The following is a 15,743-nucleotide window of genomic DNA, read 5'->3' as shown; positions in this document are numbered from 1 at the left end:
AATAAAGTCTACACATTACAATTAGTTAACAATTGTCCCAACTACATTGACTTTCATTAATGTGAGGCATACGATTAATAAGACCTATAAGGAGGGGCTTATTATGAACATATTAACTAGGACTAATGCCCCAGAATCTCATTCCATTCAAAAGTTAACTCAGCCGACCTCATCTCGATTCATTCGTGTTAAACATATTATTGTTGCACTCGTTTTATCGATTATCTTTTTTCTATTGTTTTGTTTCGTTGCTCTACATGCTTACATTGCCTGGGTATTATCCAATCCGACGGTTGCACCGATCTATTCTAATCCGTTAACTGCTAAGTCTATGGCTTATGAGAATGTTACTTTCCCTGCGCTCGATGATAGCCGTCTGATGCATGGTTGGTATATTCCTGCTAAAGGGTCTAAAAGGACCATTGTGTTCAGCCATGGCTATGGCGCTAATCGTGAGGAATCATGGGTTCCTATGTATGATCTTGCTCATTATGCTCACAGCCTCAATTATAACGTGCTTATGTTCGACTATGGATTTGCAGCTGAATACAATAAGGATGTCGCGACAGGCGGTAAAATTGAAACACAGCAATTACTAGGCGCTATTAAACTTGCTAAGGAACGCGATGCAGAGCAGATTATCGTATGGGGCTTCTCCATGGGCGCAGGCACGGCGCTTCAAGCGGGTCTGCAAACAAATGATGTGGATGCTATGATTCTTGATAGTACCTTTCTATTAGAACCAGACACGTTATATCACAATATTAAGAACCAGATCGATCTGCCTCGCCATCCATCATTAGAAATATTAGAGTTACTATTTCCAGTGTTAAATGGAACAAGCCTCAATCAGATTCCATACCAACAAGTAAAAAGTAAGGATTATCCTTTCCCCATCTTCTTCATACATGGAACTCAAGATGAGAAAGCTCCTTTTGGCATTGCTGAAAAGCTAGCTTCCAATCAGAGTAATCCACTCTCTACCTCATGGATCGTTGAAGATAGTCATCATGAACTCATCTTTCGCGAGCACTCTCGCGATTACTTACGTCGTGTCTCTTCATTTCTTGAAGAAGTTAAGACGAACATTAACACATCCATTCTCAAAGAATAATAGAAGAACTATGGCTTATTATATTTAACAACAAAAGAGGCTCTGTCCGAAATCGACAGAGCCTCTTTTGTTTATCTAATCAAATCCATTAATAGTCTCTGAGCAGAGATAAGAACTCTGCACGACTAGCTGAATCTTCACGGAAGATTCCTCTGACAGCAGAAGTAACTGTCTTGCTTCCCGGTTTCTTCACCCCGCGAGAACACATACATAAATGCTCACCTTCAACGACAACCATTACGCCATTCGGTTCTAATACCTCATTAAGAATATCCGCAATTTGAGATGTAATACGTTCCTGCACCTGCAAGCGACGAGTTACCGCCTCAACCAAACGTGCAAACTTACTGAGTCCAGCAATTTTTCCACTTGGGATGTATCCAATATGAATTTTCCCAAAGAAAGGTGCCATATGGTGCTCACATTGACTGTAATACACAATATCCTTCACAATGACAAGTTCCTCATGATTTTCATCAAAAGTTACACCTAGCACATCTCGTGGATCTACTTCATAACCCGCATAGATTTCTTCGTACATGCGAGTGACACGCGCTGGCGTCTCAAGCAGTCCTTCACGCTTAGTATCCTCACCAATAAGGTTTAGAATTTGTTCAATGTGATATTCTATCTTCTCACGATTGTTACCTACATCCGTGTTTACATAGTCTTTAACTCCAGACACAGTACATCCTCCTCTCACGGCCATACTTCCCGGATAGAAAGATTACTTACCTTTTACGGCTTTGGCCTCTCTTCGGTACAGCAGGCTGATTCTTCATCATTTGCTGTGCTTTTTGCATCTGTTTACCATTCAGATTATAACCCATCTGTTTAGCCATCTTCTGTAGCATTTCTGGATTATTCTGCATTTTCTCCATCTGCTTGCGTAAGTAATATACGCCAATGAAGAATCCGCCAACTAATCCTACAATTAGCGTAATAATAGGAAGTGCAATATTCATTTCGGCCACCTCGATAATTTACAAGAATTTGTCTTACTTGCTTACATACGAACATATCATAGCATGTCCTTTAGAGGCTAGCAAATATAATTCTAAGCGAGTACTTTGTCAATAAAGATGGTGGTTTCAGTGGCTAGATCTATTTCTTCGATCTCCAGACTATCTCCATTACTATTTCGTATAATACGTATAACAGGTCGCCCCGGCAAGCCCCTGTGCTGACTCACGACAACACCGTTCTCTTTCGTTGACAACCTAACACCCGTACCATTCGGATAGATTGAGACCATCCTCGTGAATTGTATCAACACTTCCCTGTCTAATTGTTTCTCCGACATAGCCATTAGTTCTTCGCATGCCTCATGTGGAAGAAGTGCTCTATCTCCCTCCAATTGGCTTATTAAATGATCATAGGTATTGGCCACAGCAACGATCTTCGCATAAATATGAATTTCATCATTCTCCAAGCCCCGCGGTAGACCGAATCCATCCACTCTTTCATGGTGCTGGAGAGCAACATGTGCAATTAGGAGATTAAATTCTCGCTTATTCTTGAGTTTCTCATATCCTCGCCATGTATGGTGATTCCTCACACCAGGAGCAACTTCTTCTTCCTTCAATATGTTGTTCTTGCCAATATCATGCAACAAGGCGCCCATAGCCAACTCTTTGGCCTGAATATAATTCAGACCCATATTAATACCCATAACTGTAGATAGTAGGCAGACATTCATGGCATGAATGTACTGTGCATTGTCGGCAGTTCGAATATCTGTTAATTGAACCAGCAATTCTTTGTTACTCAAGACATCAGATAGCAGCGTATCGACAGTTGTGCCAATTAATTGTGCATTCCATTCCTTACCTGAGCGCACGGCTTCAAACGTATCACTTATCCCATGCATGAGACTCTGTTTCGTTGCTTCGGTCAGCATGTCAGAGGTCTCTACATCATCGTATAAAGCGTCCTTAATATATATCATTGTTACGCCAATTCGATTGAGCGTATTGACCATATATACGGTGAGTTGAATTCCAGCCCCTAACAGTACTGTTCCATTTCCAGAGTATACGGACTTCCCAAGAAATTGCCCTGCTTCTACATCAGCAATATTTACATATCTCATATATGTTCCCCCACATGGCCTAATTACTTATTATCCCGAATACTTTATCTTTCGGGTAATGACCCCTCTAAGGACAACAGTTGGCTTCTGATTTCGTGACCATAAACATAGCCCGCAAGCGAATTGTCTGCACCAATGATACGGTGACACGGTACGATAATCGGAATCGGATTCTTATTGGTTGCTCCTCCAACGGCTTTTACCGCCTTCGGACGCTCAATAGCCTCCGCTAATTGTCCATAGGAACAAGTCTCCCCATAAGGAATATCGGCAACTGCGGTCCATACTTGTAGCTGGAATAAAGTACCTCTCATATCAATCGGGAGATCAAATTGTTTACGTTCCCCCGCGAAATATTGCTCTAACTGTGTCTTAGCCTCGGATAAACGATCTCCATCATATATAAATTCAGCGTCTTGGGCCCAGTTGCGGGACCATTGTTGTATTACGGCTTCCTTCGTCGTAAAAGAATCCATTTCAATTAAACAGATTCCCTTGACCGATGTACACAACGTTAATACCCCAATAGGTGTTGTTATTTCATCGTAATAAATGATCTCTTGAGAATGCTCTTCTTCAAGCGCAGTCGATGGTTCTAATTTTTCTTTCGCTTTCATTAGCATTTCCTTAACCTTCACATCGTCTTCTATAGCCAGTCCTTTATTCACACTATTCAAAGCTTCCTCACCTCCAATACGTCCTAGTGCCCATGCAGCAGTCCCCCTCATTTCAAAACGAGGGTCCTTTAACAGCACTTCTTCGAGTCTTGGTACGGCAGAACGATCTTTAAAATTACCCAATGCAATAATCGCATTGCGCTGCATCGGTTTCTTCCCTCTCCAAGCCGCAGCGCTCTCTCCGAACTTCTCCTTGAATTCTCGGTTGGTAAGATCAAGAATGGGTAGCAATAGCGGCTTAGTGATCTCAGGATCAGGGAGTAACTGTTGGTTATGATCCCAACTTTTTCCTCGATTCTTAGGACAAACAATCTGACATGTGTCGCAGCCATAAAGACGATTCCCGATCTTTCGCATCTGCTCTTCTTCTAATAGTCCTTTGGTTTGCGTCAAAAAAGATACACATCGCTGTGCATCAAGCTGTCCGGGTCCTACAAGCGCGCCTGTAGGACAAGCATCAATACATTTAGTACACTCACCACAATCTTCGGTTACAGGGGTATCTGGTGGAAAAGGAATGTTGGTTACCATATCTCCTAAATAGATCCAAGAACCCCACTTCGGTGAAATAATCATACAGTTCTTCGCACTGAAGCCAATACCTGCTCGTTCAGCCACCGCCCTGTCGACTAGTGCACCGGTATCAACCATACTTTCTAAGACTGCTTCGGGAACACGCTCCCTAATGAAATCCTCCAACTTCTGCATCGCTTCTCGTAACACATAGTGATAATCCCTACCCCATGCAGAGCGGGCTAATATTCCTCTGTAGGCCCCTGGTTCTGATTTCGGAGGGTTCACCATTTTGGATGGATATGCCACTGCTATCGAAATTAAGGATGTCGGTTGTGATGATGGTAGCGCGGGTGTCACCCTTTTATCTAAATCAGGTTCTTCAAAGCCTGACTCATATCCTTTATCACGGTGATTCTGTAGAATAGATTTCAGTGAAACAAAAGGATCGGCAGTAGCAAAACCAATATCATCAATTCCTAAACTAGGCGCAGCTAATTGAATGTCTCTTTTCAGTTGCTCCCATACGGATGGCGAGGGAGCATAGGGTGAGCGTACATGTTCTAACGTCATCTCCACATCGTCTCCTTATGCTATATAACAGACTAAAGTCCTCTAATTTTATTCAATGGCCAAAATATGAATTCTGCCCTACCCACAATTAAATCTGATGTTACAGTACCAAAATAACGACTATCCTTACTCTCACCTAGATGACGGTTATCACCCATGACGAAATATTGATCATCCGCAAGCTTAATTCCTTCGAAATCCTCATCTTGAATGTCCACATCAATATAATCTTCCTGCTGTAATTGACCATTTAGATATAGCTTGTGTTCTTTGACTTCAACCACATCTCCGGGAATGCCGATCACACGTTTAACAAGAAAATCCTTCTTACTATCATCTTGACTTGGATCATGTAATACTACCACTTCACCATTTTTAGGAGCAGAGAACTCATAAATGATTTTGTTAACGAATAGCCGTTCTTGTTCTACTAATGTGGGCTGCATCGATTGCCCTTTAACCATTGATAAATTAAAAACAAATACATTAAGCAACATCATAATAACAAAGACAACAACAATTGTTTTAATCCAATCCCACAATTCCGCTTTCCATCCTGGCTTATGTTGTCCAGTTGGTTCATTAGGGGATGTAGAACTATCCGATGTTATTCCATCTACTACATGATCTTGATTCATAACTACACCTCTTTTTATACTCATTTGCTCAATAGATCCTATTAAATAGAAAAGCATATCTGCTCCGTTTTTGCAACGACGGCCAGATATGCTTGATATTAGGAAAAATTAGGTGAATCGTCTATTTATATACATATATTATACTAAAACTTACTTTGTGCAACAATACTAAGTTTCTGGAAAGCCTCCATAATTTTGTTAGCTCCATAACCCATCGCCTCAAACAATGGCATTGCTGCAAGGTTTTGTTCATCCCCAGCAATCATTATACGACTTACTTTACGTTGTTGAAACCGCTGTTCCATCGCTCTAACAAGGGCTTTTCCAATCCCTTTACGTCGATAGTCTGGGTGAATAGCAATTCTGAAGTAGCAACCATGGTTATTCTCAATCGTACCGATCAAGGCTCCCACAATCTCTCCATCTTCTTCTGCTACCATAATCAGGTTAGAATCCCACGAAAGTTGTCTAGAGAATGGTTGGATCGTATTCTCAAAACACTCTTCCGATAATGCAACCTGAAGAAGTTCAGTTACTGGATTACAGTCACTTAACTGAAAGGAACGAACATGCATAAATTAAATCTCCCTTTTCGTTAGCTTTATTCGGCTATACAAAAGTTAACATAACAAGCCAACTTTACAAACATACCGAATATAATAATTACGACAAATAACCTGAAAAACCTTCTTGCTAGTCCATTAAACCACAGTTTTCTCGAGAAAACACCTGTTTTCTTATGAAAGCGCTTCATATCTCTCTTTATTGCTATAATATAGAAGATCAACTATTTTACTGGCATATTTCTATTAACAATAGGTTAACATAAATAATGTTTTGTTAATGATTAAAGTACAAACCGACTTTACAAACATAAATGTTGATTTAATATGTTAAATACGGTTTAATAATATATATAGCTACGATGTATTGAGCTAAATTTGTTGGACATTTAGATCATTACATCCATGTATTGAGCTAAGCTTGTTGTACATTTAGTACATTACACTACATATGTTGATGAAGGATGCTTCGTCAGGCCCTTTATTCATTCATAAATTATTATTAAACTAATACAATCCACAGGAGGTAATTTACCATGACATTTCAACTACCAGCACTACCTTATTCGAACGATGCACTTGAACCACACATCGATGCGTTAACAATGGAAATTCACCACGATCGTCACCATAACACTTATGTAACAAACTTAAATGCAGCACTTGAGAAAGCACCTGAATTGCAAAACAAGAGCATCGAAGAATTGCTTACAGGTCTTGGAAGCGTACCTGAAGAAATTCGTACCGCTGTTCGTAACAATGGTGGTGGACACGCAAACCACAGCCTTTTCTGGGAAATCATTGGTCCAAATGCTGGAGGAAACCCAACTGGCGAATTAGCAGAAGCTATTGATAGTGAGCTTGGTGGTCTTGATAAATTCAAAGAAGAGTTTGCTAAAGCAGCTACTACTCGTTTCGGTAGCGGATGGGCATGGCTTGTTGTTGGTAAAGACGGTAAGCTAGCTGTAACAAGCACTCCAAACCAAGACAACCCACTTAGCGAAGGTTTGACTCCTATTCTAGGACTTGACGTATGGGAGCATGCTTACTACTTGAAATTCCAAAACAAACGTCCAGATTATATTGCTGCTTTCTGGAATGTTGTTAATTGGGATGCAGTTGCTGCGCGTTATGTAGCGGCTAAATAATTAAACAAACTTATACTTAATTATAAGCAAAAAAATGATCCACCCACTTAGGGTCGGATCATTTTTTTTAAATCTATAGATCTTGTTGAGAGCTTAATTTATAATTTCATTCTTTTCTCTTCGAAATTAGCATTAATAATCTTCAAAAATGCATTAGGGAAAGCGTACGATGTCATATCCTCTTCATTTATCCAACGATATTCAGTGATGGTGTCCCCAATATCGGTCACATCCATCTTATAGGGTTCGCTATTCTCCTCTATAACCATCTGATCCTCTTCTTTGCAACGATATACCTGGAGATTCCAACGAATATGACTAAATATATGTTCAATATCCATGAAATGCTCCAAAGGTATTGCTGGAATTCCCTCAGACGCCATTTCCACACCTAGCAGGCTCTGTGCACGCAGATCGTCCATTCTTCCACCACGACTTACAGGTGAGATCATATGTGGAAGCTCCCACATCCGTGCAAGTAATCCACTCTCTGGACGTTGCCTAATCAATATCTGTCCAGCATGCTTCCCTTGACCTTCAATCAAGGCAACAAATCGTTGTTCTGGACGCGGAGGCTTACTCTTCGACTTGATGGGAAGTTGCCCCTCCTTGCCTTCTATCCTTGCCTCACAATGCTCCATAACCGGGCATGTTAAGCAACAAGGAGACTTAGGTGTACAGACTAGCGCTCCAAGCTCCATAAGGGCCTGATTAAAGTGAGAAGCCTGTCCTTCTGGGATTAACTCCACCACTAGTCTTTCCATCAAAGTGCGTGTACTTCCCTTCATAATATCCTCTTCGATTAAGAAGAATCTGGACAGTACTCGCATGACATTACCATCTACGGCTGGTTCCGGTTGATTAAATGCAATGCTAAGGATGGCTCCTGCAGTGTACGGGCCCACGCCTTTAAGCGCGAACACACTTTCTTTGTCACTAGGTACCTGACCTCCATGTAAATCTAGTACCTGTTGGGCAGCATACTGTAAATTGCGTGCACGAGAGTAATATCCTAGCCCTTCCCAACTCTTCAACACATCTTGCTCAGGTGCATTTGCCAAATCTGCAATCGTAGGAAATTTCTCTATAAATCGATTGAAGTATGGAATGACCGTATCTACACGTGTTTGCTGAAGCATAATTTCAGATATCCAAATATAATAAGGGTTACGATGGCGTCGCCAAGGTAAGTCCCGTCGATTCTCAAGATACCAGCTCAGCAGATTCTCACTGAAATAGCGTTGTTGTTCTATATTAGACATGTGCTTCTCCTTATCTATCTTTGTATTTCATGGGCAGAAGCAAGCTTAATTCACTCTCTCAATAACTGCAAACGCAGAAGCAAGCTCTCTCTGATGCGTAATACTCAAATGAATAGCATAATTCGCTGATTGTCCCGGAAGGTTCAAATTCCCCCATGCTTGTTCGCTTAATTCTACCTTTGGTTTCCCCAAGTCATCAGGGAGAATTTCTATATCTCCAAAACCAATGATTGCACCGATTCCACAGCCGAATGCTTTGACTATGGCTTCTTTAGCAGCAAATCTACCTGCAGTAAATTCCGTAATCTTCGGTCCTCGGCTTTGAGCTAATTCATATTCCTTCGATGTGAGCACCCTTTGCATGAATGCCTGACCATTGCTTCTACTGAGCAACTGCTCAACACGATTAATCTCAAGTATATCGTGTCCGATTCCATAAATCATGGGTTCCACACACCTTCCATCAGGAGCTTCACTCCTTATTGTATCAGCCGATGCGATATGTTGCGACCTCTCCAAGCATAACTCATGTTACCATTTGTCTTATCTGATATTAATGTTTCTTGAGAAAAAATTCTAAATAGAGTGCCACAACCGTTACCTGTGTGCACTCTATTTAGAATTTCTATCTTATATCAGGACCAAGTAACACACATAAATAACATACTTAGATCCCCGGTATAGAATTACGTTTATGAGCCGTTCTTGTGTAGAAACCCTCTAGACGCTCCTGTGAATCAGCATTAATTTCTTTACCTTCTAGATAGTCGCTATTCTCCTCATATGTAAGACCCAGTTCTTCTTCATCTGTCTGACCTTCCCATAACCCTGCTGTAGGTGCTTTATCCAAAATGGACTGTGGTACACCAATATAAGCAGCCAGTTGTCGAACTTGACGTTTGTTAAGGGAACTAAGTGGTGTAATATCTACCGCGCCATCTCCCCATTTGGTATAAAATCCAGTAATGGCTTCGGATGCATGATCCGTTCCGACTACAATCAGATTCAGCTCAAAAGATAATGCGTATTGCATGACCATACGTGTTCTTGCTTTAACATTACCTTTGCCTTTGTGGCTGATATGACGATGGATACCCATACCTTTGAGTCCTTGCTCTACTTCCAATGCCACTTCAGTGACAGCATCTTCGATATTCGTCTCAACCGTATGTTTAAGATCGAATGCCTTCGCCGTCTCATAACTATGATCAATATCTTCTTGTGTTCCATAGGGCTGAAATACACCAAGTGTCATGTAATCTTTACCTGTTTCTTTAGATAGTTCATCTGTAGCTAATTTACACAAACCAGCAGCAACTGCACTATCAATCCCACCACTAATTGCAATAAGTAATCCTGTAGATCCAGCGTTCTTAACGTAATTCTTAAGGAAGGCCACTCTTTCCTTCACTTCTGATTCCACATTAATAACAGGTTTAACCCCTAATTCTGCGATGATCTGTTCTTGTAAACTCATTCTTAAGCGCACCCCTTTTCTAAAAATATGTCATTCGTGAATTCATGATTATTCCTTAAATACTGTACACAAAACCCCGGAGCTGTCGGATTGCCGCAACTTCGGGGTTTATAATGCAGCCAACACTTAAGTATTACTTACATACACGGTCAAACGCTTCTGTTAGTTCTGCAGCAATTTCTTGCGCGGATCTATCTTCAATGGAGTGACGTTCGATGAAATGAACAAGTTCTCCGTCTTTCATCAATGCAATGGAAGGTGAAGAAGGCGCATAAGGAGCGAAATACTCTCGTGCCTTAGCTGTTGCTTCTTTATCTTGCCCAGCAAATACAGTAAATAATTGATCAGGCACAACAGCATGTTCCAACGCCATTGCAACACCAGGACGACACTGTCCAGCAGCGCAACCACATACTGAGTTAATTACGATCAAAGCTGTACCCTTAGCATTGGCCACTTGTGCCTCAACTTCTTCAGGTGTTGTAAGTTCCTGAATACCTAAATTTGTTAATTCATCCCGCATCGGTTGAATCATATCTCGCATATATCGATCAAAAGACATAGACATTCTCATTCACTCCTCATTAATCATATATAACAATGACTTCATTGATTATACCTATTCTGAATGTTTGAAAGCAAGTAACTGAGTAAGAAAGACAGTACTTTACAGATTATTTATCCCTTACTCATAAAACATAAATCACAATAAATTTAATGTATTAGTGTTATTATGAGGAAACTTCACAACAAACGATGTACCAATACCCTCTTCGGAATGAACTGTAATTATGCCTTTATGATGTTCAACAATACTACGACATAATACCAATCCAAGCCCTGTCCCTTGATCCTTGGTTGTAAAGAAGGGGACAAATAATTCATCTATCTTACTCTTCGGAATACCTACTCCTGTATCTGATATAATCAGTTCTACATAATTGTCATCTACTGTAGTTCGTATGGTGAGCTGACCCTTAACATGCATAGATTCCATTCCGTTACGCGCTATATTTAGAATTAGTTGTTTAATCTCTTTTGAGTTCAGACGGAGTTCAGGTACATTCTCGTCAAGTTCTAACTCAATACTCTGACCTCGCAAATTTGCATCTGCCCATAAAAGTGGGCTCAGATCATAAATAATTTTATGTAAGTGGCAATCTGTTTTCTCTGCTACCCGATTCTGTGCAAGGGACAAAAAGTCATCAATAATACCATTCGCCCGATCTAACTCTTCCATGACAATTCGGTAATAATGATCTAACGTGCTAGGGCTCTTCTCGTGCATGAGTTGTAAGAAACCACGAACTACTGCCATAGGATTACGGATTTCGTGTGTTATACTTGCTGCCATCTGACCTACCAAGCTAAGTCTTTCCATATTGCCCAACTCACTGCGAAGTCTTTCGGTTTCTGTAATATCTTGAATAACCAATACAGCTCCCAGTATTTCACCTGTATAAGAGTTAGTAAGCGGAGAAGTATTCGTATAATATATTTTAGACTCATTTTGTGTTAATTCATGATCCATGATTATTCCTTGAAGTGCCTGAGAAACACGATATTCAATATGCTCCTTTTCCATCATATCGTACGTAAACAAAGTAACATCTTGTCCAATAACCTCTAATTTGGACAAATTAGGCATCTTTATTTTAAACAGATTCATCATCATTTCATTAATGCTAGTCACTCTGCCATTCCGATCTAAAGAAACCATACAGAGGGGTGTCATGTCCATGACCTGCTGTAATTTTTCCTCTTCACGTAAATATTTCTCGGACATCCCCATAATCTGTTCCTTAAGAAGTAACCTCTCTAATGAAAATTCAATCAAATAAATAACAATGGCTCCCCAAACAAGACTAATTATTAAGTAAAAGGTAACCATAAGTATAGTGGTCACGTTAGAAAAGTGTAGATTATTCCATTGAAAAAGATGGGTTACATGCACCAACAGTATCACGGGCAATAGACTTATAACGATCTGAATTATCTTTCCTTTTAGTGAAGCTTTTAAAAAGAAAGAAGAAGTCCAGAACAAAACAGGATACATCCATAACCCTGTATGCACAACTAGACTATATACTGAATAATGATCTGTAAATATGAAATAACAAATAATATATAAAATAGCCAATGGCACTCCTGATTTATAACCACCATACAAGATCCCAACAAAAAGCGGAACAATACCCATATTAAGAGGTATAGTCTCCCCATACAGTTCAGATGAAAACATAGAACATAACATCAGACTTAAGGCACTCGATATTAAAATAACTATAGTAAAAGCAGTAGCATCTAAATTTCTAGACTTCCCCTTGTGATGTATGTATTTATCAAGAGTGAAAGGGAATAGAACTGCAAATGAGCTAGATATCAATACCTGTAATAGGATATTCTTAAGGACATTATAAATACCTATCTCTCCTCCCTACCTAAGTACCATTAAAAGCAATATAACTATATTAAATAACAGCTCTGATATTATTACAATATATTCTATATTATATCTCTTACTAGAGTTGTTGTAACCTATATCTATTTGTTATGATCTTAAAGAAGAGAATGATTAACTGACATAAGGGTTAACTGCTAAAAAGGAGATTAATGAATGACATACGATGTTATTGTTGTAGGCGGAGGTCCGTCAGGACTCATGGCCTGTGTAGCCGCTGGAAGTAAAGGTGCTTCCGTTCTACTGCTTGATAAAGGTAATAAATTGGGACGTAAACTAGGAATATCCGGAGGCGGACGTTGTAATGTAACGAATGCCAAAGAGAGAGAAGAATTGATTGCTCATATTCCTGGGAATGGACGTTTTCTCTATAGTGCATTCGGACATTTTAATAATCGTGATATTATGGCTTTCTTCGAAGGTCTGGGGATTGCTTTAAAAGAAGAAGATCATGGAAGAATGTTTCCCGTATCCGATAAAGCTTCTAGCGTAGTCAACACATTGCTAAGCAAAGTACAAGAGTTGGGCGTTAAGATAAGTACCCATAGTCCGATCGCTGAAGTTCTCTACGAGAATGGACAGACCGTTGGCGTAAGGCTAATCTCAGGGGAGATATTTAAGTCTTCTAGTGTAATCGTGGCTACGGGAGGTAAATCTGTACCCCAGACTGGATCTACTGGAGACGGATATGCTTGGGCGGAAGCTGCTGGGCATACCATTACAGAACTATATCCTACCGAGGTTCCTATTGTTTCCCAAGAAAAATGGATCCAAGATCGTGAATTGCAAGGCCTCTCCCTTCGTGATGTAGAACTGTCCGTATGGAACCCAAAAGGGAAAAATGTCATTCATCATCGAGGAGACTTTATCTTTACGCATTTCGGGATATCCGGTCCAATTGCGCTTCGATGTAGTCAATTTATTCGCCAAGTTAAAATGAAATTTAACGTTCAGAAAGTTGAAATGTCTGTTGATCTATTCCCAGATTACTCTCCAACAGAACTCGACGCTTTTCTCAAAGAACGTCTAGAAGCTGAACCTAAAAAGGCAATTAAGAATGTTTTGAAAGGTTCGCTGTCTGAACGGATGCTTCCACTTCTTTTATCCAAAGCTGAATTAGATGGAGATACAACGTACGCTCATTTGCAAAAAACACAATGGTTGGCTTTCTTAAGCGTATTAAAAAAATTCAGCTTCTATGTAACAGGAACGAAATCACTCGACGATGCTTTTGTTACAGGTGGCGGTGTCCATCTGAAAGAAATAAATCCCTCAACAATGGAATCTAAATTAATGCCGGGATTATTCTTTTGCGGAGAAATTCTAGACATTCATGGCTACACAGGGGGATATAACATCACCGCTGCATTCTCAACTGGTTATACCGCGGGCATGCACGCAGCAGAAAGCTATTCGTGAGGGATCAACTAAGAAACACCTATTCGAGTAGTGGCTTCAGAGCTGAATTGTTCTAAAGAAGCGTTAGTGATTATTCTATACAACTAATGATCATGCTAAAGGAATATACAACAGCGGTAGTATAAGGCAGCGCGCCTTATACTACCGCTGTTCTCATTTATAGTTGGATAAGTTCAGGAATACCAATATGTAACCAGTCAAACCATATAAAATGATTAACCTTCTACAAATACAGATACTTAAAATCGATTGTCTGCACTTTCCAGCCTGTCTCAGTGAACTTCAACTCCATTGTACGCGTAATCCACACAACACTAACAAATTGAGCAACTTGTGATATTGTTGCTTCTGAATTATAAATATCTTTATAGGTTATCAAATTATTTTTTTCTTCATCAAATTGTGTTTCGTAAGGTAATCCTTTATACCATATTATGTTACCAAGTAATTTGTCTGTGAAATAAGGTTTGAATTGCGCTTTTGCATAAGGGATATCGGTTATCACCGCTGCCTCATTTGCTATACGAGAAAAAGTCTTGAATTGCTCTTCTGTTAATTTCGGAATTGGTTTCCTCATTGTGTAGATTAGAATATCGAGATCCTCCAAAGTAATATGAGCTACTTTAAATGACTGATCCCACTTAACATTCACTCCGAACGCTGTACTCATAAATTGTAACGGAACATAAGTCGTTCCTTTAATTATTTGGGCAGGTGCTTCCAAAGTAACGGCTTTACCATTGACACTTGCCTTATTAGAATCTACTTTCAAAGAAATCGTAGTCTCTTTATCAGTAATTACAATCGTCTTTAATTCCTGATTCCAATTCACTTTAAAATCAAGATTAATCGAAACCGCTCTTATCGGAATTAAAGTCCTTCCATTTGAGATTTTACCGTTATCAATAATGATAGGTGTTTCCTTTGTAGCAGCAAATGTTGTACCGGATAAATGAATTGAACTAAATAATATAGCAATAACTAGTGATGTAATGATCTTGTTCATGTTGTGTACTCCCTGCTGTCATTAAGTATGTTAATAAAGAAGAATATATGACCCAATTGCGAGTCCCCACCTACCCTCTATAACGTAGACACTCCAAAAAATGTTTCAGATACATGGGTTCCATGAAAGGAACAACTCTTGTATACCTTGGGTTGGGTCTTATTAAGATCCCTGGAGAGATAAATTTTTAATTTTAAATATTAAAAGCGTTGTCATTGTGACAAATCACATGTCCATCTATACATCACTTCGCTTAAAATGAATACATAATCATCAAATTTATCCATTTATGAATATAAAGGCGGTGAGAACCTTGATTCAAATTCAAGAAGTTGATACCCAAATCTCTCTTCATCTGTATCGTGTATTTGCCAAGTCTTTCAAAAGTGTGAATGAACATGCCGTAACTGGCAGCAAAATTGAAGGCTTCAATCCAACTGCCTTTGCTGTTATGGAGGTTCTATACTACAAAGGAGCTCAACCCATTCAACAGATTGGTGCAAAACTGTTACTACAGAGTGGAAATGTCACATATGTTATAGATAAATTAGAAGAACGCGGGTTCCTTCGTCGCAGACCCTGTCCTACCGATCGACGTGTTATATTCGCCGAGCTAACTACCGAAGGCGAACAACTAATGAACGACCTATACCCTAAATTCTCAGAACGAATTCACCGTGCACTAAGCGGATTAAATGCGGAAGAGAAATGTCAAATGATCTCTCTTCTCAAAAAAATGGGTATTCAAGCTGAACGTCTATCTCCATCATCGAGAAAGTAACAAGTTGCAATGAATAAGA

Annotated in this window: 16 protein-coding genes; 4 read left to right on the top strand and 12 right to left on the bottom strand. The window is 39.7% G+C overall.

All coding sequences use genetic code 11. From position 1 onward, the window contains the following. Positions 1-103 precede the first annotated feature (103 nt). Positions 104-1,114 (top strand): alpha/beta hydrolase, encoded by a 1,011-nt coding sequence (locus PBAT_RS12995; RefSeq protein ID WP_068650184.1) that lies wholly within the window; start codon positions 104-106, stop codon positions 1,112-1,114. Between the two features lie 88 nt (positions 1,115-1,202). Here PBAT_RS12995 and folE read toward each other — a convergent pair whose 3' ends face one another. From folE to PBAT_RS12965, 6 genes are all read right to left on the bottom strand, one after another. Beyond that, the gene (folE, locus tag PBAT_RS12990; RefSeq protein ID WP_068650182.1) at positions 1,203-1,799 is read right to left on the bottom strand and encodes a GTP cyclohydrolase I FolE; all 597 of its coding nucleotides are present in this window, start codon (positions 1,797-1,799) and stop codon (positions 1,203-1,205) included. A gap of 46 nt (positions 1,800-1,845) precedes the next feature. Next, positions 1,846-2,079, bottom strand: coding sequence for a YneF family protein (locus PBAT_RS12985; RefSeq protein WP_068650181.1), 234 nt, complete (start codon positions 2,077-2,079; stop codon positions 1,846-1,848). A 92-nt stretch (positions 2,080-2,171) separates the two neighbouring features. Continuing rightward, positions 2,172-3,206 carry an HD-GYP domain-containing protein gene (locus tag PBAT_RS12980; protein WP_068650180.1) on the bottom strand — a complete coding sequence of 345 codons (1,035 nt, stop codon included), beginning with the start codon at positions 3,204-3,206 and terminating at the stop codon, positions 2,172-2,174. Positions 3,207-3,250: 44 nt separating this feature from the next. Then, a complete protein-coding gene (gene queG, locus PBAT_RS12975; RefSeq protein ID WP_068650179.1) occupies positions 3,251-4,969 on the bottom strand; it encodes a tRNA epoxyqueuosine(34) reductase QueG in 1,719 nt (572 codons plus the stop codon). A gap of 32 nt (positions 4,970-5,001) precedes the next feature. After that, a complete protein-coding gene (gene lepB, locus PBAT_RS12970) occupies positions 5,002-5,631 on the bottom strand; it encodes a signal peptidase I (protein WP_248912427.1) in 630 nt (209 codons plus the stop codon). A 119-nt stretch (positions 5,632-5,750) separates the two neighbouring features. Then, positions 5,751-6,182, bottom strand: a complete 432-nt coding sequence (locus PBAT_RS12965) for a GNAT family N-acetyltransferase (RefSeq protein WP_068650176.1) — start codon at positions 6,180-6,182, stop codon at positions 5,751-5,753. A 524-nt stretch (positions 6,183-6,706) separates the two neighbouring features. Between PBAT_RS12965 and PBAT_RS12960 the strand changes: the two genes are divergently transcribed. After that, positions 6,707-7,318 carry a superoxide dismutase gene (locus PBAT_RS12960; protein WP_068650174.1) on the top strand — a complete coding sequence of 204 codons (612 nt, stop codon included), beginning with the start codon at positions 6,707-6,709 and terminating at the stop codon, positions 7,316-7,318. 98 nt (positions 7,319-7,416) lie between these two features. Here the strand turns inward: PBAT_RS12960 and mutY are convergent, their stop codons facing one another. From mutY to PBAT_RS12935, 5 genes are all read right to left on the bottom strand, one after another. Further along, the gene (mutY, locus tag PBAT_RS12955; RefSeq protein ID WP_068650172.1) at positions 7,417-8,580 is read right to left on the bottom strand and encodes an A/G-specific adenine glycosylase; all 1,164 of its coding nucleotides are present in this window, start codon (positions 8,578-8,580) and stop codon (positions 7,417-7,419) included. 45 nt (positions 8,581-8,625) lie between these two features. Further along, positions 8,626-9,024: a holo-ACP synthase gene (gene acpS / locus PBAT_RS12950; protein WP_068650170.1), complete on the bottom strand. Its 399-nt coding sequence runs from the start codon at positions 9,022-9,024 to the stop codon at positions 8,626-8,628. A gap of 223 nt (positions 9,025-9,247) precedes the next feature. After that, entirely contained in the window at positions 9,248-10,057 is an 810-nt protein-coding gene (gene nadE, locus PBAT_RS12945; RefSeq protein WP_068650168.1) for an ammonia-dependent NAD(+) synthetase, read from the bottom strand. Between the two features lie 133 nt (positions 10,058-10,190). Continuing rightward, on the bottom strand, positions 10,191-10,625 hold the full coding sequence (locus tag PBAT_RS12940) for a BrxA/BrxB family bacilliredoxin (protein WP_068650166.1): 435 nt from the start codon (positions 10,623-10,625) through the stop codon (positions 10,191-10,193). Positions 10,626-10,760: 135 nt separating this feature from the next. Further along, positions 10,761-12,257, bottom strand: a complete 1,497-nt coding sequence (locus PBAT_RS12935) for a two-component system sensor histidine kinase NtrB (RefSeq protein WP_169810118.1) — start codon at positions 12,255-12,257, stop codon at positions 10,761-10,763. A gap of 417 nt (positions 12,258-12,674) precedes the next feature. On the opposite strand from PBAT_RS12935, the gene PBAT_RS12930 reads away from it, so the two are divergent. Further along, positions 12,675-13,937, top strand: coding sequence for a BaiN/RdsA family NAD(P)/FAD-dependent oxidoreductase (locus PBAT_RS12930; protein ID WP_068650162.1), 1,263 nt, complete (start codon positions 12,675-12,677; stop codon positions 13,935-13,937). Positions 13,938-14,160: 223 nt separating this feature from the next. On the opposite strand, the gene PBAT_RS12925 is transcribed toward PBAT_RS12930, so the two are convergent. Next, complete coding sequence (locus PBAT_RS12925) at positions 14,161-14,943, bottom strand: copper amine oxidase N-terminal domain-containing protein (protein ID WP_068650160.1); 783 nt, start codon at positions 14,941-14,943, stop codon at positions 14,161-14,163. Positions 14,944-15,256: 313 nt separating this feature from the next. Between PBAT_RS12925 and PBAT_RS12920 the strand changes: the two genes are divergently transcribed. Next, positions 15,257-15,724, top strand: coding sequence for a MarR family winged helix-turn-helix transcriptional regulator (locus tag PBAT_RS12920; protein ID WP_068650158.1), 468 nt, complete (start codon positions 15,257-15,259; stop codon positions 15,722-15,724). Positions 15,725-15,743 lie beyond the last annotated feature (19 nt).

The organism is Paenibacillus antarcticus (genome assembly GCF_001637225.1).
In the GTDB taxonomy this organism is placed as follows: Bacteria; Bacillota; Bacilli; order Paenibacillales; family Paenibacillaceae; genus Paenibacillus_AQ; species Paenibacillus_AQ antarcticus.
This window is presented reverse-complemented; position numbering and strand designations above follow the sequence as displayed.

Coding starts and splice junctions, on each gene's coding strand:
- PBAT_RS12995 (WP_068650184.1), top strand. CDS start 104: ATGAACATATTAACTAGGACTAATGCCCCAGAATCTCATTCCATTCAA.
- PBAT_RS12985 (WP_068650181.1), bottom strand. CDS start 2,079: ATGAATATTGCACTTCCTATTATTACGCTAATTGTAGGATTAGTTGGC.
- PBAT_RS12980 (WP_068650180.1), bottom strand. CDS start 3,206: ATGAGATATGTAAATATTGCTGATGTAGAAGCAGGGCAATTTCTTGGG.
- queG (WP_068650179.1), bottom strand. CDS start 4,969: ATGACGTTAGAACATGTACGCTCACCCTATGCTCCCTCGCCATCCGTA.
- lepB (WP_248912427.1), bottom strand. CDS start 5,631: ATGAGTATAAAAAGAGGTGTAGTTATGAATCAAGATCATGTAGTAGAT.
- PBAT_RS12965 (WP_068650176.1), bottom strand. CDS start 6,182: ATGCATGTTCGTTCCTTTCAGTTAAGTGACTGTAATCCAGTAACTGAA.
- PBAT_RS12960 (WP_068650174.1), top strand. CDS start 6,707: ATGACATTTCAACTACCAGCACTACCTTATTCGAACGATGCACTTGAA.
- mutY (WP_068650172.1), bottom strand. CDS start 8,580: ATGTCTAATATAGAACAACAACGCTATTTCAGTGAGAATCTGCTGAGC.
- acpS (WP_068650170.1), bottom strand. CDS start 9,024: ATGATTTATGGAATCGGACACGATATACTTGAGATTAATCGTGTTGAG.
- nadE (WP_068650168.1), bottom strand. CDS start 10,057: ATGAGTTTACAAGAACAGATCATCGCAGAATTAGGGGTTAAACCTGTT.
- PBAT_RS12940 (WP_068650166.1), bottom strand. CDS start 10,625: ATGTCTATGTCTTTTGATCGATATATGCGAGATATGATTCAACCGATG.
- PBAT_RS12935 (WP_169810118.1), bottom strand. CDS start 12,257: ATGGGTATTGTTCCGCTTTTTGTTGGGATCTTGTATGGTGGTTATAAA.
- PBAT_RS12930 (WP_068650162.1), top strand. CDS start 12,675: ATGACATACGATGTTATTGTTGTAGGCGGAGGTCCGTCAGGACTCATG.
- PBAT_RS12925 (WP_068650160.1), bottom strand. CDS start 14,943: ATGAACAAGATCATTACATCACTAGTTATTGCTATATTATTTAGTTCA.